General features: G+C 71.5%; 15 protein-coding genes. 4 read left to right on the forward strand and 11 right to left on the reverse strand.

All coding sequences use genetic code 11. The features are described from left to right. Positions 1-77: 77 nt before the first annotated feature. Positions 78-1490: a HEAT repeat domain-containing protein gene (locus tag NGB36_RS24085; protein WP_255922538.1), complete on the reverse strand. Its 1413-nt coding sequence runs from the start codon at positions 1488-1490 to the stop codon at positions 78-80. Between the two features lie 376 nt (positions 1491-1866). On the opposite strand from NGB36_RS24085, the gene NGB36_RS24090 reads away from it, so the two are divergent. Continuing rightward, positions 1867-3333, forward strand: coding sequence for a PP2C family protein-serine/threonine phosphatase (locus NGB36_RS24090; RefSeq protein WP_255922540.1), 1467 nt, complete (start codon positions 1867-1869; stop codon positions 3331-3333). Between the two features lie 76 nt (positions 3334-3409). Here the strand turns inward: NGB36_RS24090 and NGB36_RS24095 are convergent, their stop codons facing one another. Next, complete coding sequence (locus NGB36_RS24095) at positions 3410-4903, reverse strand: DNA-binding protein NsdB (RefSeq protein ID WP_255922541.1); 1494 nt, start codon at positions 4901-4903, stop codon at positions 3410-3412. A gap of 414 nt (positions 4904-5317) precedes the next feature. Between NGB36_RS24095 and NGB36_RS24100 the strand changes: the two genes are divergently transcribed. Together NGB36_RS24100 and NGB36_RS24105 are read left to right on the forward strand one after the other, a co-directional pair. Further along, positions 5318-6454 carry an aminoglycoside phosphotransferase family protein gene (locus NGB36_RS24100; RefSeq protein WP_255922595.1) on the forward strand — a complete coding sequence of 379 codons (1137 nt, stop codon included), beginning with the start codon at positions 5318-5320 and terminating at the stop codon, positions 6452-6454. A 214-nt stretch (positions 6455-6668) separates the two neighbouring features. Further along, a complete protein-coding gene (locus NGB36_RS24105; RefSeq protein ID WP_269470520.1) occupies positions 6669-8717 on the forward strand; it encodes an N-acetylmuramoyl-L-alanine amidase in 2049 nt (682 codons plus the stop codon). Here the strand turns inward: NGB36_RS24105 and NGB36_RS24110 are convergent. From NGB36_RS24110 to NGB36_RS24140, 6 genes are all read right to left on the reverse strand, one after another. After that, the gene (locus NGB36_RS24110; protein ID WP_255922542.1) at positions 8680-9180 is read right to left on the reverse strand and encodes a hypothetical protein; all 501 of its coding nucleotides are present in this window, start codon (positions 9178-9180) and stop codon (positions 8680-8682) included. The two genes, NGB36_RS24105 and NGB36_RS24110, sit on opposite strands and share 38 nt — an antisense overlap. Positions 9181-9257: 77 nt before the next feature. Continuing rightward, entirely contained in the window at positions 9258-9470 is a 213-nt protein-coding gene (locus tag NGB36_RS24115; RefSeq protein ID WP_255922597.1) for a DUF397 domain-containing protein, read from the reverse strand. A 148-nt stretch (positions 9471-9618) separates the two neighbouring features. After that, a complete protein-coding gene (locus tag NGB36_RS24120; RefSeq protein ID WP_255922543.1) occupies positions 9619-10785 on the reverse strand; it encodes a thiolase family protein in 1167 nt (388 codons plus the stop codon). Further along, a complete protein-coding gene (locus NGB36_RS24125; protein ID WP_255922544.1) occupies positions 10785-11843 on the reverse strand; it encodes a thiolase family protein in 1059 nt (352 codons plus the stop codon). Before NGB36_RS24125 ends, NGB36_RS24120 begins: the two co-directional genes overlap by 1 nt. Then, complete coding sequence (locus NGB36_RS33205; RefSeq protein ID WP_269470521.1) at positions 11840-12790, reverse strand: Zn-ribbon domain-containing OB-fold protein; 951 nt, start codon at positions 12788-12790, stop codon at positions 11840-11842. The genes NGB36_RS24125 and NGB36_RS33205 overlap by 4 nt, the downstream gene beginning before the upstream one ends. Positions 12791-12810: 20 nt before the next feature. Beyond that, a complete protein-coding gene (locus tag NGB36_RS24140; RefSeq protein WP_255922545.1) occupies positions 12811-13614 on the reverse strand; it encodes a crotonase/enoyl-CoA hydratase family protein in 804 nt (267 codons plus the stop codon). Between the two features lie 193 nt (positions 13615-13807). Between NGB36_RS24140 and NGB36_RS24145 the strand changes: the two genes are divergently transcribed. After that, positions 13808-15439, forward strand: coding sequence for an acyl-CoA synthetase (locus tag NGB36_RS24145; protein ID WP_255922546.1), 1632 nt, complete (start codon positions 13808-13810; stop codon positions 15437-15439). Here the strand turns inward: NGB36_RS24145 and NGB36_RS24150 are convergent. From NGB36_RS24150 to NGB36_RS24160, 3 genes are read right to left on the reverse strand one after another with little or no spacing between them, the layout of a single operon-like run. Further along, entirely contained in the window at positions 15394-16206 is an 813-nt protein-coding gene (locus NGB36_RS24150; protein ID WP_255922547.1) for an ABC transporter permease, read from the reverse strand. The genes NGB36_RS24145 and NGB36_RS24150 overlap by 46 nt on opposite strands. Continuing rightward, positions 16203-16847: an ABC transporter ATP-binding protein gene (locus NGB36_RS24155; RefSeq protein ID WP_255922548.1), complete on the reverse strand. Its 645-nt coding sequence runs from the start codon at positions 16845-16847 to the stop codon at positions 16203-16205. Before NGB36_RS24155 ends, NGB36_RS24150 begins: the two co-directional genes overlap by 4 nt. Further along, positions 16829-17557, reverse strand: a complete 729-nt coding sequence (locus NGB36_RS24160) for a class I SAM-dependent methyltransferase (protein ID WP_255922550.1) — start codon at positions 17555-17557, stop codon at positions 16829-16831. Before NGB36_RS24160 ends, NGB36_RS24155 begins: the two co-directional genes overlap by 19 nt. Positions 17558-17618: the final 61 nt, after the last annotated feature.

Consider the following 17618-nt stretch of genomic DNA (forward strand, 5'->3'; position numbering starts at 1 on the left):
CGGGAAACGTTGCGTGAGCTTCTGTCCCCGCCTGTGCCGCGGCTGCGGTCGCAGGTGCGGTTGCGGCACCCCGCGGGCTACCGCGTGGGCCTCGCGCCCAGCCTGCCGCGGACCGCGGTCTGGACCTCGGCCTCCTCCGCCGGATCGGCGGCGAGCCTGCGCAGCTGGGCGAGCACGCGGACATCACCCGTCGCCGCGCGCCGCGCCGCGAGCTCGCGCGTGGCCTCCTCGCAGTCCCACAGGCACTCGATGGCGAACCCCTCCGCAAAGGACGGATCCGTCACGGCGAGCGCCCTCGCCGCACACCCGCGCACATGCGACGAGGATGTCTCGCGGTAAATATGGCGCAGAACGGGCGCCGCACAGCCGATGCCGAGCCGCCCGATCCCCTCGACCAGAACGGCAAGGCCCTCCGCGTCGGCGCCCGAGGCGCGGACCAGGCGGCGCAGCGCGGCGAGCACCCGCCCCGCGTCCCCGGCCTCGCCGCGGACGGCCAGCACACGGGCGGCGGCGGCGCCGAGCGCGTCCTCGCGTGCGGCCCATGCTCGGGCGCGCTCCAGGGCCGCGGCGCCGCGCATGCGCGCGAGGGACTCCAGAGCGGCCCGTGAGACGACGGGCGAGCCGTAGGCCGCCGCTTCGATCAGGTCGAGCACCTGCCCGTCCTGGCGGTCGGCGAGGAAGCGCAGCGCGGCGGCGCGTGCAGCCTCGGGCCCTCCCTTGGCCGCGGCGAGCAGCTCCTGGCGGTGTTCGGGTCCCGCGACCGCCGCCAGGCAGCGTGCGGCGGGCGCGTCACGGTGCTGCGCGGGGTAGGCGTCGAGTCCCTGCTGGGCCCAGTCGAGGACGTCGTGCACGCTCCAGCCGGGAGCCGGGCCCGCCGGACGCAGTTGCCGCTGCCAGCGGTCGAAGGCGTGCCGTTCTTCTGCGGCGCGCACCCGATCGCCGTGCACCGGGTCCTCGGCCCACAGCCGCCACGGCCGCCTTTCGTACGCCTCGCGCAGCGCACGCGCCAGCGCGGCGTCGCCCTCGGGCGTGCACGGGAAGCGCGCGAGCACGGCGGGGGCGAGTGAGCGGAGCCCCTCGTCGTCGTCACGGAGCGCGAGCTCGTCCAGGGCCCAGGCCCAGTTGGCGCCCTTGGCGGCGTAGTCGCGCAGCAGCCGCAGCGCGTCGCGGCGGCCGTATCCGGCGAGGTGGCCGAGGACGGACAGGGCCAGCCCGGTGCGCTGCTCGTCGTCGTCGAGAAGGTCGTCGGCGTGGAAGAGATGCTGTTCGATCCCGTCGAGCCCGCCTTCGAGCTCGGAGTACAGGCGCGCGTAATACAACGAGCGTGATTCCACTTGCCAGTCTCGGCGGGGATCGCTCAGGACGCACTGCTCCAGCGCGGCGAGGGCCTCGCCCCGCTGCTCCGCGAGGGCATGCAGGGTCCCGTCTCCGCGTCCTCTCTGGAGGAGGCCGAGAAGGGTGCCGCTTGGCGCTATGACCGGGTCGAACATGAGGGCAATCCTCGCTTGAGGTGTGCGGTGTCGACAAACGAAAATCCGCAGGTCGGTGCAAACCCGCCGCGGGCGGCACCACGGGCCATGATGCCCCCGGGCGCGGTGCGGGGGCCACGGTATTTGTCCCATCCACCGGTGCCATCGCGCCAGTACGCCTTCACAGGCGATCACCGGACGCAGGTTGACGCCGTACCGCCATGACCAGAGATGAACCATTCCGGCGCCGCTTCTGGGCCACCCGGCCACTGGAATATGCCGGAAGCACCACCGGATCGGGTATTGCGGAAACCCTTACGGACCATCGCTCACTGTGCAACAGTCGTGACTGGCCCAACTACCGCTCGCGCCGCGTCGAAGCACGTTCGGAGAAGTCATGCCGTCCCACCCGCATGCGGACCATGCCGCTGTCCCATCGCCGGATCCCGGCGTTGTCGACGCGCTGATCTCCCAAGCACGGGAACTGCGCGGGCAGCTGGACGCCGTACGCGTCGTCCCGTCCGCCGACGAGGACGACCCCCACCGCCGGTGGCAGCGCGCTCTGTGCGATCTCGCCGTGCACCACCTCGACAACCTCGGCGAGCACCTCGGCCAGCTCAAGGAGGAGCTCGCCCCCGAGGAGGGCGTCGCGTACCCGGCGTACGCGCCCGACGAACCCGGAACCGAACTGCCTCCGGGCCCCGCAGGCGTACGGGCGCTCGGCCGCGCGGGCAGCGCGGAGTGGAACCTGCTCACCGACGAGGTCACCTGGTCCGACGAGCTGTACCGGATATTCGGCCGCACCAGGAAGGACGGGCCGCTGACCCTGGACGAGCTCCCGTCCTGGCTCTTCGCCGAGGACCAGCAGTCGCTCACCACGATGGTCACCGCCTGTCTGGTCGACGGGCGGCCGATCGACGGCGAGTTCCGCATCGTGCGCCCGGACGGCTCGGTGCGCACGGTGCACATGGTGGGCGAGCCGGTGCTCGACGCCGACGGCGGGACCGCCTCGATGTGGGCGGTACTGCGAGACGTCAGCGAACTGCGCCGCAGCCAGCGGACGTTGCGCGAGACCCGTGACTCGCTGCAACGGCAGCGGCAGATCGCGCAGGCCGAGCACCGGCTGGCGGTTGAGCTGCAGGAGGCCGTGCTTCCCCCGTGGCGCGGCCCCCTGCGGTTCCCGCTGGAGGGCGGGTCCGTCGCGCTGGACCTCGCCGCCCGCTACTTCCCCTCCGCCACCGGCGCGTTGATCGGCGGCGACTGGTACGACGCGATGCAGCTGCCCGACGGCGCCACGCTGCTGACCGTCGGCGATCTGACCGGGCACGGGGTGGCGGCCACCTCGGGAATGGCGATGCTGCTCGGCGCGCTGCGCGGGATGGCGGTCACCGGCATGGCACCGGGCCCGCTGATGAACGCCCTCAACCAACTGCTCGACCGCTCGGCGCAGCCTGCTCTCGGCAGCGCGCTGTGCTGCCGCTACGAGGCTGAGACGCATGCGCTCACCTGGTCGCAGGCCGGCCACCCCGCCCCGCTGCTGTTCCGCGACGGGGCGGGGCGTGCCCTCGACGCGCCGGAGGGCGTGCTGCTCGGCGCGACGTCCGGCGCCGCGTACGGGCAGGCCAGGGCGCAGCTGCTGCCCGGCGACCTCCTCGTGCTCCACACGGACGGCATCGCACCGAGGCGCGCCTCGCTCGCCGACCCGGTCGGCGCGGCGGACGGGGACACCACGCGACTGCTCGGGCTCGCGACGCGGTTCGCCGAGTGCCGTAGCGCCCAGGACTGCGTGCGTGTCGTCGTCGAGGAGCTCGACACGCCCGAGCGCGAGCGCGACGCCTGCGTGCTGATCGCCCGCGTCTCATGAATCGACCGAAGCGACGAAGCGACAACGGTCGGCGATGGTGATTTGACGGCAATGGCGAATTGACGGCGCTGCGACCTCACACCGCGGCACTCCCGCCCTTCGGTTCGATTTTGGTCGGCAAGGCGATGCGGATCTCGTCCCGCAGGTCCTGGATCTGGCTGTACTGCGCATACCGGCCGGTCAGCCGGTACATCTCACGCAGCCGGTCCCAGGTGCGATGGGACGAGTTCTGGCCGATGCTCAACAGAGCAAGCCGGGCATAGCGGTCCCCCTGCTCGGGATCGTCGGCGATGAAGCACGCCGACGCCATCGAGATGTGGTCGAAGATCTTCGAACGGTCGTGTCCGGCGCGCCGCAGATCCAGCGCCCGCTGGGCGTGCTGCTGCGCCGGCGACGCCGCCGCGGGGTCGTGCTCGGCCAGCATGCGGTACGCGAGCGCCTGCATGCCGTGGAAGTCGGCCTCGTCGAAGTTCTGCATCCAACTCGGGGACGGCACATCGCGCTTGTCGGAGACGAACAGGTCCTCGGCCTGGCCGAGGGTGCGCCGCATCGCCTGGCCGCGCCCCATGGACGCCTGCGCCCAGGCCTCGATGGTCTGCAGCATCGCGCGTGTGCGCGGCAATGTCTCGTCACCCGAGCCCGACTGGGCGAGGTTCATCAGATCGAGGGCGTCGTCGGGACGGCCGAGATGGACCATCTGACGTGCGGCACGCGAGAGCGCTTCGCCGGCGCGCGGGCGGTCACCGCCCTCCCGGGCCGCATGCGCGGCGATCACGAAGTACTTCTGGGCGGTGGGTTCGAGGCCCACGTCGTGGGACATCCACCCGGCGAGCACCGCCAGATTGGCGGCCACGCCCCACAACCGCCGTTGCAGGTGCGGCGGATGGCGGTAGGAGAGCATCCCTCCCACCTCGTTGAGCTGGCCGACCACGGCCTTGCGCTGGAGTCCGCCGCCGCGCGAGGCGTCCCAGGCGCGGAAGACCTCGACCGAGCGCTCCAGCGCTTCGATCTCCTCCGAGCCCACGGGCGCGGCCTCGTAGCGGTCGTACCCGGCGGCGACGGCGGATGATGCGGGATGCAGAGGATTGTCGAGTTGGGGGGCGTCGGCCGCGAGAGCCGGGTCGGTGTGCAACCAGTCGTACATGGCGCTGCTGAGTGCGGAGCCGGCGGCGAGCGCGGCACCCGCGCCCACAAGACCGCGTCGGTTGAGCATGAGGTCCATTCCCGTGAATTCGGTGAGGACCGCGGCAGTTCGCTCCGGTGCCCAGGGCAGGCCGTCAGGATTGCTCACGGCTTTTCTTCCCGTACGCCGTTGCCGGTCGAACCCGAGATCCTCGATGGTCACGACACGGCCGAGGCGCTCGGTGAACAGGGCCGCCAGCACCTTCGGCACGGGATCGCGCGGCGTCTCGCCGGTCTCGATCCAACGGCGTACCCGTGAGGTGTCGGTCGACAGCTGCGGGTGGCCCATGGCCGCCGCCTGCCTGTTGACCATCCTCGCGAGCTCCCCCTTGGACCATCCGGTGAGGCCGAACAGGTCCGCGAGACGGGTGTTGGCTTCCTTGGTCATCAAGCCCCCAGGTTCCTCGGCACAGTTGACATTAATGGCCCCCAGAGGCGGTCGCGAGCATTCGCCATGGTTCGCCAGGGTCCGCCACATGGTCTGCCACCCATCGACGGGTGTGATGTAGGAACGCGCCACCCCGCCCCGCCCGGGCCCCCCTCCGGAATCTCACGCCGGGATCTCACCCCGAGATCCCGGCCGGATCCCGGCCGGGGCCAGGCCGGATCCCGGCCGGGGCCAGGCCGGGGCCCGGCCGGGGCCCGGCCGGGGCCCGGATCGGGATCCGGGTCCGGCAGCCGCATTCCCCAGGGTGCGGCTGCCGGTTCACCGGATGCGACGGTGGCGTGCGCCGCCCCTGAACGAGTCCTGCACGAGCCAGAAGCGCTTTACCAGGCACACGAAGGGATCTGTTACCACCTCATGTACTCAGCATCGTCCTCCGTGTCCGCCCCGACCCGGCCGGCCGCCTTCCGCGGCACCGGCCTCGCCCCGCGCCCCCGTCCGGTGTCCGCCGAGCCGTACCTGGACCCCTCCCACGCGGCCGGTGCGGGCCGCGCCATCGGGCGGTCGCGCAGCGTCCCCGCGGGCACCTCCCATCCGCTCAGCGGCAGGCTCGACCTGACCGGCCCCCAGGGCGCCCAACTGCGGTCGGCGATCGCCTCCGTGCAGCGGATCTGCCCCGAGTTCACCCCGGCCCAGGTGCTGCGCCGCAGCAGCCGGTCGGTGCTGCTGGTCGGCACGGCGGGCCGCAGCCCGGCCGTCGCGAAGTGCCTGATCGACCACTCGTCCGCCTGGGCCGAGCGGTTCCGTCACGAAATAGCGGCATACCGGGCGTTCGTCCGACACCGCCCTCCGGTGCGCGTACCGCGGCTCATCGCGGCCGATCCGGAGAGCTGCACGCTCGTGGTGGAACGCATGCCAGGACGCGTGGCAGCGGTGCACCGGCACCCTTCCGAGGCACCACCGCGCAGCGATGTGCGGGCGGCGCTCGGGGCGTTCTGCCGCATCAATCTGTGGCGTCCGCCGGCCGGGGTCTTCGACGCCCCGGTCGACTATCCGGCGCGGATCTCCCGCTACCACGAACTGGGGCTCCTTACCGACCGGGATCTGGGCGATCTGCAGAAGCTGCTGCACGGTCTCGCCCACGCCCAGGGGCAGTTCTGCCACGGCGACGCGCTGCTGCAGAACGTGCTGCTCTCCCCCGCCGGGCCGGTGCTCGTCGACTGGGAGCACGCGGGGTGGTATCTGCCTGGGTACGACCTCGCCGTGCTGTGGTCCGTCCTCGGCGACGACCCCGTGTCGCGGCGGCAGATCAGCCAGATGGCCCAGACGGCCGGCCCGACCTCGCGCGACGCGTTCCTGGTGAACCTCATGCTCGTGCTGACGCGTGAGATCCGCACCTTCGAATCGGCCCTGCAACGCTCCCTGCACGCCGGCGGCCCTGCCGCTTCGGGGACGGCCGAGACGGGCGAGGAGCAGCGGCTGCTGCTGCGACGCCTGCACGACGACTGCGGAATGGCGCGCCGGGCCGTGCGGGCGGCGGTGGGCACCCGCTGACCGTCCTCCCCGCGCCCCCTCAGGCCCCGACGCCCGTGCCGGGTGGCTCCCCGGTACGGGCGTTGACATGCCGATGACAGGGAAGATGACGGGGCGTATGACGGTTGGACGACATGCCATGTGGGCCGGACGGGTTGGTCATTGACCGACCGTCGGATGAACGGTACGTCTGGGATCCGGCCCGGACGGGTCCGGCCCGCACGAGGAGGCTGTCTTGCGAGCATCCGGCATCCGGCCAGTCGCATCCCAGGCATCAGCGTCCCGGCGGTCCCCGCTGCGAGCGGTCACCGCCACGGCCGCTGCCGCCGCGTTGCTTCCCGTGTGCGCCGCGGCTGCCTCACCGGCCCACGCCCGGCCGCGGGAACCCGGAGCGCTGCAGGCCGCGTTCGCGGCGGCTGCCCGCCGCTACCACGTCCCGGAGAGCGTGCTGCTCGGTGTGGCGTACATGGAATCGCGCTGGGACACGCACAAAGGGCGGCCGAGCGTGAGCGGCGGCTATGGCCCCATGCACCTCACCGACGCGCAGACCGCGATCGAGCAGTCGGTGTGGAAGACCGACGGTGACGCGCTCGGCGACCCGCGCGGCGACGGTTCCCGCCCGATGACCATCCCCTCCACCGTGAGGATCCCGGAGCTGCGGGCGATTCCCGCGGCCCTGCAGACCGCCGACCAGGCTGCCGCCCTCACCGGCATCGGCAACGAGCAGATCCGCGAGGATCCTGCCGAGAACATCGCGGGAGGCGCCGCGCTGCTCGCCGCCGCGCAGCGTGAGCTCAAGCAGCCGGTCAGCGACGATCCCGGCCAGTGGTTCGGCGCGGTCGCCCGCTACTCGGGCGCCGACGACGCCTCCACCGCCGCCGACTTCGCGGCCGACGTCTTCCAGGCGATCAGGGACGGCGAGTCGCGCGTCACGGACACCGGGGAACGGGTCACCCTCGCGCCCGAGCCTCGGGTCAAGCCGCTCACCGCCCAGACGGCGACGATGGGGCTGCGGGCCGCCGAGTCCTCCGGCACCGAATGCCCGAGCAGCGTCGCCTGCGAGTGGGTTCCGGCACCGTACGAGAAGTACGGCCGGGCGCGGAAGGACTACGGCGACTACGACGTCGCCGACCGGCCCTCCGACGAGACGATCGACTACATCGTCATCCACGACACCGAGTCCACGTGGGACACCACCATGCGGCTGGTGCAGAACCCGAAGTACCTGGGCTGGCACTTCACCGTGCGCTCCATCGACGGCCACATCGCCGAGCACATGCACACCAAGGACGTCGGCTGGCACGCAGGCAACTGGTACGTCAACGCCAAGTCCATCGGTGTCGAGCACGAGGGCTTCCTCGCCGATCCCGACGCCTGGTACACGGAGGAGATGTACCGCGCCTCGGCTCGACTGGTGCGGTACCTGGCGCACAAGTACGACATCCCGCTCGACCGGCAGCACATCCTCGGCCACGACAACGTGCCCGGCATGAACACGGCCGGGATCAAGGCCCAGCACACCGACCCCGGCCCCTACTGGGACTGGGCACACTACTTCGAGCTCCTGGGGGCGCCCTTCCGCGCGACCGCGGACGCTGACGGCGGCGAGGTGACCATCGATCCGTCGTACGAGGACAACGAGCCCCGTTACACCGGCTGCGGCGAGCCCGGCAAGCCGTGCTCGCCGCACGGCTCGGACGCGGTGCGTCTGTACACCGAGCCGAGACAGGACGCCCCGCTCGTCGACGACGTGGGCCTGCACGGCGACGGCCCGAGCACGGAGGGCCTCAACGATGTGGGCGCCCGTGCCTCGACCGGCCAGCAGTACGCGGTCGCCGGTCGGGACGGCGACTGGACGGCGATCTGGTACCTCGGCCAGAAGGCCTGGTTCTACAACCCGTGGGACGACCCGGCGGCGGTCGACGCGCAGGGCTGGGTGGCCAGGCCCAGGCCGGGCGTGCGCTCGGTCCCGGTCTACGGCATGGCGTATCCGGAGCGGTCGGCCTACCCGCGCGGCGTCCGCGCCCAGCCGGTCACTCCGCTGCCGTACGCCATGCCCGCCGGGCAGTCGTATGTGATCGGCGGCGTGGAGCGGGGCGAGTACTTCTCCGCGAAGTCCTTCGATCCCGCGCGGCACAAAGTGGTGCGCGGCAAGCAGCGGTACTACGAGATCCAGTTCGGCCACCGGGTGGCGTTCGTCAAGGTGAACGACGTGACCGTGGCGCCGTCCCGCGGCACTGACCGGGTCAGCCCTGCTGGAACATCGTCGCCGGGAGCGGCTTGAGCAGCTGGTACAGGTCGTCGGTGATCGGCCGGTCCCAGGTGGCGATGGTGACCTGCACCCCGTCGTCGCGGTCGAACTGGGCGCAGGAGATGCGCTCCTCGCTGACCTTGATCCGCCGCACGATGAGGAGACTGTCGCCGTGCATCACGGGGATGTCCTCGCGCTCCACCTCGTGCACGGGCTCGTCGTTGCCGAGCGCCACGAGCAGCTGGGCCACCTCGAACGGGACGTGTCCTTCGCCCGGCTCACGGGCGGGTGAGCCCTGCGGCAGATTGCCGATGAGCATGGCGGGCCCGCGGCCGCCGAACAGGTCGTACCGCAGGAAGATCCCCTGACAGCTGCCGTCGGGCCCGGGAAGCAGGCCGGCACCGAGGTTGCCCGGCCAGTCGCCCGGATCCATGGCCAGGACATCGAAGTCCGGCCCTGCGGGCGTGGCGGCGCTGCGACGACGGAGGAAGGACATGCGGCCATCGTACGTGTCCCTGCCGACGAGGTCCGACACGGAGGCGGCCCGACCGGCGCAGGTGCCTCAGGCAGGCCTCAGATGAGGTCGAACTCGCCGTCGCGTGCGCCGAGTACGAAAGCGCGCCATTCCGCCGGAGTGAAGACCAGCGCGGGTCCCTCCGGATTGCGGCCGTGACGCATGGCGATGTAGCCCTCGACGAAGGCGATCTCGACGTCACCCGTACCCTGACCGCTCGACTGCCACTGTGCGGCGTCGAGGTCCAGCTGCGGTTTCGGCTCGCTCACCATACGCTGCGGGGCGGTGCCTTCGGCCACGTCCGTTCTCCTCCCGTCGGTGCCCACCCGACCAGCGTATCCACGGTGAGCGGCGCCGAACAGGGCGAGTGCCCAGCTGATCGTCCACGGTCGGAAACGGATTGGATCCAGTCGCAAACCATCAGCTCGTGGGCCGCTCGGCACCCACCACCCACATCGAGAAGAACTGGGATCCTCCCCCGTACGCATGCCCCAGCGCGCGGCGCGCGCCGTCCACCTGATGTTCCCCGGCCTGGCCGCGCACCTGCATCGCCGCCTCGGCGAAACGGATCATCCCGGATGCCCCGATGGGATTGGTGGACAGCACACCACCCGAGGGATTGACGGGCAGATCTCCCCCGATCTCCGTCACGCCGGACTCGGTGAGCTTCCAGCCCTCGCCCTCTGCCGCGAAGCCGAGGTTCTCCAGCCACATGGGCTCGTACCAGGAGAACGGCACGTACATCTCGACGGCGTCGATCTCGCGTCGCGGATCGGTGATCCCCGACTGGAGGAAGACGTCGGCGGCGCACTCCTTTCCCGCCCGCGGCGATACATAGTCCTTGCCGGCGAACATCGTGGGCTCACTGCGCATCGCCCCGCCGAGCACCCATGCCGGCCGGCGGGGTGCACGGCGCGCGCCGACGGCGTCGGTGAGCACCATGGCGCAGGCGCCGTCGGAGGAGGGACAGGTCTCGGAGTAGCGGATCGGGTCCCACAGCATCGGCGAGGACTGCACCTTCTCCAGCGTGATGTCCTTCTCGTGCAGATGGGCGTACGGGTTCTTCAGCGCGTTGCGCCGGTCCTTGTAGGCGACCAGCGATCCGATGGTGTCTGGTGCGCCGCTGCGGCGCATGTAGGCGCGCACATGCGGGGCGAAGAAGCCGCCCGCCCCGGCGAGCAGCGGCTGCTGGAACGGAATGGGCAGCGACAGACCCCACATGGCGTTGGACTCGGACTGCTTCTCGAAGGCGAGGGTGAGCACCGTGCGATGGACGCGGGCGGCGACGAGGTTGCAGGCGACCAGCGCCGTGGAGCCGCCGACCGAGCCTGCGGTGTGCACCCGCAGCATCGGCTTGCCCACCGCCCCGAGCGCATCGGCGAGATACAGCTCCGGCATCATCACGCCCTCGAAGAAATCGGGCGCCTTGCCGATGACCACGGCGTCGATGTCGGCCCACGTCAACTGCGCGTCGTCCAGGGCGCGTACCGCCGCCTCCCTCACCAGGCCCGCGATGGACACGTCCCGCCGGGCCGCTACGTGCTTGGTCTGGCCGATCCCGACGACGGCCACCGGCTCCTTCACCATCACCGATCCCCCTCCAGGACGGCCACCAGGTTCTGTTGCAGGCACGGGCCCGAGGTCGCGTGGGCGAGCGCCCTGCGTGACGCGCCGCGGTGGATGCACGCGGCGGCCTCGCCGATGCGGATCAGCCCCGCGGCCATCACGGGGTTGGCGGCGAGCGCACCGCCCGACGGGTTGACGTCCACCTCGTCGCCGAGGCGCAGTGCCTTGCGCAGCACCACCTCCTGGGAGGTGAAGGGCGCGTGGAGCTCGGCGGTATCGACGGGGGCGTCGAAGGCTCCGGCCCGCTCCGCCGCCAGCCGGGTGGACGGCGAGTCGGTGAGGTCGCGCACGCCCAGGCCGTGCGGCTCGGTGCGGTGGTCCATACCGCGGATCCACGCAGGGTGCGGGCACAGCCGGCGGGCGGTGTCGCCTGCGGCGAGTACGACGGCGGCAGCGCCGTCGCCCACCGGCGGGCAGTCGTGGCGCCGCAGCGGCTGGACGACATAGTCGGCGGTGAGGAGTTCGGCCGTCGGCGGTGAACTCGCGAGCTGCGCATGCGGGTTGTCCTGCGCGGAGCCTCTGCTGCGTGCGGCGATGCCGGCGAGCCGGCGTTCGTCGGTGTGGCCCGCGTCGATGAGCGCCTGCGCTTGGAGCGCCGCCAGTGAGACCGAGTCCGGCCACAGGGGCGCGACGTAGTACGGGTCGAGCTGGCGGCTGAGGACGTCCCGCAGTTCGCCCGGCGAGGACTTCCCGTAGGAGTAGACGAGTGCCGTCTCCGCCTCGCCGGTCAGGATCTTCACCCATGCCTCGTAGAGCGCCCACGCCCCGTCCGTCTCGACGTGGGATTCGGAGATGGGCGGCCAGGCACCGACGCCGTCGAGCGCCATGGTGAACGAGAAGGCACGGCCGGCGAGATAGTCGCACGATCCCGAACAGGTGAAGTCGATCTCGGAGGTGGTCAGCCCGACCTGTCCGAGCGCGTCGTGCAGCACCGGCATCAGCATCTCCACCTCGGACGTCTCCTCCGAGGTGCGGGTGTGCCGGCTCTGCGCGAACGCGACGACCGCAACGTCCCTCATAGCAGCTCCCTGTACGAGTCGTAGTCGGCGTCCGGCTCACCGGTGGGGCGGTAGTGGTCCGGATGGCGGCCGCCCTCGGTCCACACCGGTTCCACGCGCATCCCCATGCGCACCTGGTCGTAAGGGATTCCGCCGATGCGGCCGTGCAGGGCGAGATCGGCGCCGTCGAGCGCGATGTGCACGTAGACGTACGGCACCTCGATGTCCACGTTCTTCGCCTTGATGTTGACGACGCAGAAGGTGGTGACCGTGCCGCGCGGTCCGACCTCGACCTGCTCGTCGGTGGCGACCCCGCAGGTGGGGCATGCGCCGCGGGGCGGGACGTAGACCTTGCGGCAGGAGGGGCAGCGTTCGCCGATGGTCTTCCGTCCGGCGAGCGCGGTGATGTAGCGGGACTGCGCGCGGCCCGGGAAGTAGGTGTAGTCGAGCCGGGCGGGGGCGGTGATGCCGGTCACCGGATCGGCGAACTCACCGCTGTGCGGCCGCGCTTCATGCGTCGTCGGGCCATCGTCGTCCGGCTCGAAGCACGCGATGTCGGTGATGGCGCCTTCCCGTTCCAGCGCCCAGCGGATGCGCACCCGCATCCCGGTGCGCACGCTCTGCGCACCGCCGGGCGCGTCCAGCGCGTGCAGCAGGGCGGTGTCGGCGCCGTCCAGCCGGACCAGCACCCAGGCGAACGCCCGGTCCAGTGGCTGACAGGGACGCGGTTGCGGGTTCCAGGCCCAGGCGGTGACGGTGCCGGCGGTACCGACCTCGACGAGTTCGCGGATCTCCTCGGCGGTCACCGGGTCGTATTCGGCGGGTGGTACGAGCACCCGTCCGTCGGCCGTGCGGACTCCCAGCACGCTGCGTTCACGCAGCCCGGTCAGGAATGCGCTCTGCACCGGCCCGAGGGAACGGGTGAACGGGAACTCGACGACCAGCGGGGCACTCAGGACGTCCGGCATGGGCGTATGCCCTCCTCTCATCAGGCGCGGCGGAAGACCGGGGGCCGCTTCTCCGCGAAGGCTCTGGAGCCCTCCTTGGCGTCTGCCGTGTCGAAGACCGGCCAGCCGCGCTCCAGTTCGCGCTCCAGCCCCTCGGTCTCGGTCAGTTCGGCGGTCTCGTAGACGGACACCTTGACCGCCTCGACCGCGAGCGGGCCGTTGGCGTTGACCAGCTCGGCGGTCTCCAGGGCCTTCGCCAGCGCCTGGCCGTCCGGGACGACATGCCCGATCAGGCCGATCCGCTCCGCCTCCGCCGCCGTGTACGGACGGCCGGTGAGCAGCATCTCCAGCGCATGGGTGCGCGGGATCTGCCGGGCGAGGCGCACGGTCGACCCGCCGATGGGGAAGAGCCCGCGCCGTACCTCGTACAGGCCGAAGACGGCGCTCTCGGCCGCGATGCGGATGTCGGTGCCCTGCAGCATCTCGGTGCCGCCCGCGACGCAGTGCCCCTCGACGGCCGCGATCACCGGTTTGCGCGGGCGGTGGTGGCGCAGCATCGCCTTCCAGTGCAGATCCGGGTCGGCCTTGAGGCGGTCGCGGTGGGGGTCGCCGTCGAGGCGTCCTCCTCCGGCGAGAGCCTTGAGGTCCATCCCGGCGCAGAAGGTGCCGCCCGCCCCGGTGAGGACGACGGAGCGTATGGAGTCGTCCTCGTCCGCCTCGGTCCAGCCGTCGTACAGTCCCACCAGCATGGGCAGCGACAGGGCGTTCTTGGCCTCCGGCCGGTTGAGGGTCAGTACGAGCGTCGCGCCCACGCGCTCCACGGTGAGGTGTTCGGTGCCGCCCATCGCGCCTCGTCTCCTCCGGTCGGGCCGTCCAGACCTAGAACAGGTTGCAGTAGGCGCAGGTCAAGTTCAATAGTTTTCTGACTATGAGTCAGATTGGCTCGCTGGTGGCTCTTCCCACCTCGCGCGCCGGGGGTTCTAATGGCCGCCACGCGGAGGCGGGCCGGAACCACGAGCGCAGGGGAGCTGATGAGCTGTGGAATACAACCTTGCCGACCTCTTCGAGTCGATCGTCGACACGGTTCCGGACCGTGAGGCGCTGGTCCACATCGACCACCCCGGCACGGGCACGGAGCGCCGGCTCACCTACGCGGAGCTCGACGCGGCCGCCAACCGCATCGCCCACCACCTGGCGGCGAACGGCATCCGTTCGGGCGACCATGTCGGCCTGCACCTCTACAACTGCGTCGAATACCTGCAGACCGCGCTCGCCTGTCTGAAGATCCGCGCCGTCCCGGTCAACGTCAACTACCGCTATGTGCAAGACGAACTGGTGTACCTCTACCGCGACGCGGAGCTCGTCGCCCTCGTCTACGACGCGGAGTTCAGCGAACGCGTCGCCGCCGCGGCACCGCAGGCACCGACGCTGCGCCATCTGCTGCGCGTCGGCGCGCCGCCGCCCGGGGGCGCCGCGCCCGCGCCGGCTCCCGTCGACTTCGCGGACGCCGCGGCGTCGGCGTCCGACGAGCGCGACTTCGGGCCGCGCTCGCCCGACGACCAGATCGTCATCTACACGGGTGGGACCACCGGCATGCCGAAGGGGGTGATGTGGCGGGCCGAGGACCTGTTCTTCTCCGGTCTCGGCGGCGGCGCGCCGACCGGCGAGCCGGTCAAGCGCCCCGAGGAGCTCGCCGAACGCGTCGCGGCGGGCGGTGAGGGCATCGTCTTCTTCCCCACCGCGCCGCTGATGCACGGCACCTCCATGCTCACCGCGTTCATCGGCTTCTTCTTCGGCCAGAAGGTCGTCCTGCACTGCAAGTACGTCCCGGAGGAGGTGCTGCGCACCGTCGAGCGCGAGCGCGTGACCAGCATCTCGCTCGTCGGCGACGCAATGCTGCGGCCGCTCGCGGACGCGCTGGCAGGCGCGTTGAAGGGCGTCGACTGCTCATCGTTGTTCTCGATCTCCAGCTCCGGCGCGGTCCTCTCGCAGACGGTGCGCGACCACGTGCAGCAGCTGATCCCGAACGTGATGCTGCTCAACAACTTCGGCTCGTCCGAGTCCGGTTTCAACGGCACCGCGACGGACGACTCCGGACCCGGCAGGGGATTCCGCCTGCGGGTCAACTCCCGGACGGCGGTGGTCGATCCGGCGACATACGACCCGGTGGCGCCGGGCCAGGTGGGCCGGCTCGCCCAGCGCGGGCACGTACCGCTCGGCTACTACAACGACCCGAAGAAGACCGCTGAGACCTTCTTCCGCAGCGAGGACGGCGAGCGGTGGGTGCTGCTCGGCGACATGGCGACCGTGGACGCCGACGGCATCGTCACCGTGCTCGGCCGCGGCTCGCAGTGCATCAACACCGGCGGCGAGAAGGTCTATCCGGAGGAGGTCGAGGAGGCGCTCAAGGCCCACCCTGACGTGTACGACGCACTGGTCGCCGGCGTCCCCGACGACACCTGGGGCAACCGTGTCGCCGCCGTCGTCCAGCCGCGCGACGGGGCCGAGCCGCCCACCCTGGAACAGATACAGGCGCACTGCCGCACCAGGCTCGCCGGATACAAGATCCCGCGCACCCTGGTGGTCACCGAGCACATCCAGCGCTCGCCGAGCGGCAAGGCGGACTACCGCTGGGCGCGGGCCGTCGCCTCCGGAACGCTGCGGGCCTGAGCCGGTGCCGGCGCCATCGGGTATCTGCTTCTCGTCCGCAGGTGGAGCACGGTCAGACCGACCAGCGCCGTGCCGGCGAGCCAGGCCGCGGCGAGTGCGGTGTACGGCCACGGGGTGTGCCGGGTGAACCCCGCGCCCACGGCGGACTGCATGGGCCCGTAGGCCGGGAAGTAGCGCAGCACGCTCTTGTCCGCTGCCGGATTGCCCATCGGGTTCTGGATGGTGGTGTCGACGAGACTGGTCATGACGATCACGAACATCCCCTCCAACTGGCCGGGAAGGGCGACCGCGACGAGGATCCCGAGCCCGCCGTAGGCGAAGGCCGCGGCGAGCAGGCTGAGGCCGAGCGGCAGCAACTGCTCCGGCGTCCAGAACATCCTCACCAGCGCGGTGGTGTAGGCGGTGGTGAGGAAGGCGACGACGGTGAGCATGGTGAGCTTGGCGGCCAGCAGCGACCTGGCCGGGAACCCGCAGTGGATCAGGCGGCGTTCGAAGGGCGCGCAGCGGCGGGCCGCGGAAAACATCATGAACCCGACGATCAGGGTGACCGCGTTGAGGGCTCCGGTGAGCAGCGACAGATGCTGCCCGTCGACGCCGAGCGTCCGATCGCCCGCGCGGTAGTGGAAGGCGACCGCCGTATGCGGGACGACCCAGTCCATCAGCGCCACCCAGAGCGGCACGAAGGCGGCGACGAGAGTGAGAGCGAAGCGGTTGCCGGCCTGCTCGGCGAGCGCGTACCGGGTGGCCAGCCGGTAGGGGCGCATCACCGGGCGAGCTCCCGCCGGGAGCTGGGCGCCTCGGGCTCCGCCTCGTGCAGCGTCCCGTCGGCGAGGTGGTGGATCCGGTCGAGGCGGCTACGGTCGAAGACCAGGTGCGAGACGACGAGGACGGCGGTGCCCTGAGCACGCAACTCGTCGGCGAGCCGCCAGAACCGCAGGTAGGTCTCCCAGTCGAAGCCCTGGTACGGCTCGTCGAGGAGCAGCAGACCGGGGTTGTGCATCAGGGCGAGCACGAGATGGAGTTTCTGCCGGGTTCCTCCGCTGAGGGTCCGCACGCGTGAGCCGAGCCGGTCGGTGAAGGCGAACCGGTCGAGGAGCGCCAGGGCGCGGTCGAGGCCGGGGAGCCGGTAGGCGAGCTGGAAGTAGCGCAGGTGCTGGTCGACGGTGAGGGAGGGATTGAGCACGGGTTGCTGCGAGCAGTAGCCGAGCGTGGCTCGACGGACCACGGATCCGCCGTCGGGGCGCTGACGACCCGCGAGGATCCGCAGCAGCGTGGACTTGCCCGCGCCGTTCTCACCCACCACTCCCACCAGGCTCCCGGCCTCGACGTCGAAGCGCACTCCGCGCAGCACCTGCCGTCCCCGGTACGAGGCCCGCAGCTCGTGGGCGGTCAGAACGGTGTCGCCCACGCGGTACCCGCCTTCTCGGCCTCGGGTGACTGCGCCGGCACGGCGGGCCGCGCGGGTTTGCGATACCGGGCGCGGATGTTCTGCGGCCCGCGGCGTACGGACTGCGCTTCGAACAGCGCCGCGGCGATCGCCTCGGTGGCGATGCGGCGCCGCCCCCGCATCACCGGCCGCCAGAGGAAGAGCACGAGGTGGCCTCCGGGCCGCAGCACCCGGTGGGCCTCGCCCAGCGCGCCCGGCGGATCGGGCATCTCCTCCAGGCTGTAGCCGTAGAAGAGCACGTCCACGCTCTCGTCCGCGAGCGGCAGCCGCTGCCCGTCGCCGCCCAGCGGCGCGACGCGCGCGGCGGGACGGCCGCGCAGCCGCCGGCGCACCGCCTTGGGTACGCCCGCGGGTTCGGGGTCGAGGGCGACCAGCAGCCCGCCGCGGCCCAAGTGGCGGGCGAGGCGGGCGGTGTAGAAGGCGCCGCCGCTGCCGACCTCGACGCAGCGGGTGCCCGGCGCGACCGGCACCCAGCGCACATCACGCCGTACCAGGTCCCACCCGAGCAGTGCACGCGGCAGCGGATGGCTGATCAGCGCATACAGGGCCGCGGGGGTCCGCCACCGGCGGCGGCCGCGCTTCTGCACGGGCCGCGGCCGCCGGGACGGCGGTTGGAGCAGTCCCGCACCGAGAATGCCGAGGAGGATGCTCAGGGGGCGGCGGAGGCGCATGGCGGGGCTCACACCCAGTCAATCGAGGCCGATCCCGTGGGGACACCCAAAGTCACCCGAT

The sequence above is a fragment of the Streptomyces humicola genome, assembly GCF_024436035.1.
Lineage (GTDB): Bacteria > Actinomycetota > Actinomycetes > Streptomycetales > Streptomycetaceae > Streptantibioticus_B > Streptantibioticus_B humicola.

Coding starts and splice junctions, on each gene's coding strand:
- NGB36_RS24100 (WP_255922595.1), top strand. CDS start 5,318: ATGTACTCAGCATCGTCCTCCGTGTCCGCCCCGACCCGGCCGGCCGCC.
- NGB36_RS24090 (WP_255922540.1), top strand. CDS start 1,867: ATGCCGTCCCACCCGCATGCGGACCATGCCGCTGTCCCATCGCCGGAT.
- NGB36_RS24110 (WP_255922542.1), bottom strand. CDS start 9,180: ATGTCCTTCCTCCGTCGTCGCAGCGCCGCCACGCCCGCAGGGCCGGAC.
- NGB36_RS24160 (WP_255922550.1), bottom strand. CDS start 17,557: ATGCGCCTCCGCCGCCCCCTGAGCATCCTCCTCGGCATTCTCGGTGCG.
- NGB36_RS24085 (WP_255922538.1), bottom strand. CDS start 1,490: ATGTTCGACCCGGTCATAGCGCCAAGCGGCACCCTTCTCGGCCTCCTC.
- NGB36_RS24140 (WP_255922545.1), bottom strand. CDS start 13,614: ATGGGCGGCACCGAACACCTCACCGTGGAGCGCGTGGGCGCGACGCTC.
- NGB36_RS24125 (WP_255922544.1), bottom strand. CDS start 11,843: ATGAGGGACGTTGCGGTCGTCGCGTTCGCGCAGAGCCGGCACACCCGC.
- NGB36_RS24120 (WP_255922543.1), bottom strand. CDS start 10,785: ATGGTGAAGGAGCCGGTGGCCGTCGTCGGGATCGGCCAGACCAAGCAC.
- NGB36_RS24115 (WP_255922597.1), bottom strand. CDS start 9,470: ATGGTGAGCGAGCCGAAACCGCAGCTGGACCTCGACGCCGCACAGTGG.
- NGB36_RS24095 (WP_255922541.1), bottom strand. CDS start 4,903: ATGACCAAGGAAGCCAACACCCGTCTCGCGGACCTGTTCGGCCTCACC.
- NGB36_RS33205 (WP_269470521.1), bottom strand. CDS start 12,790: ATGCCGGACGTCCTGAGTGCCCCGCTGGTCGTCGAGTTCCCGTTCACC.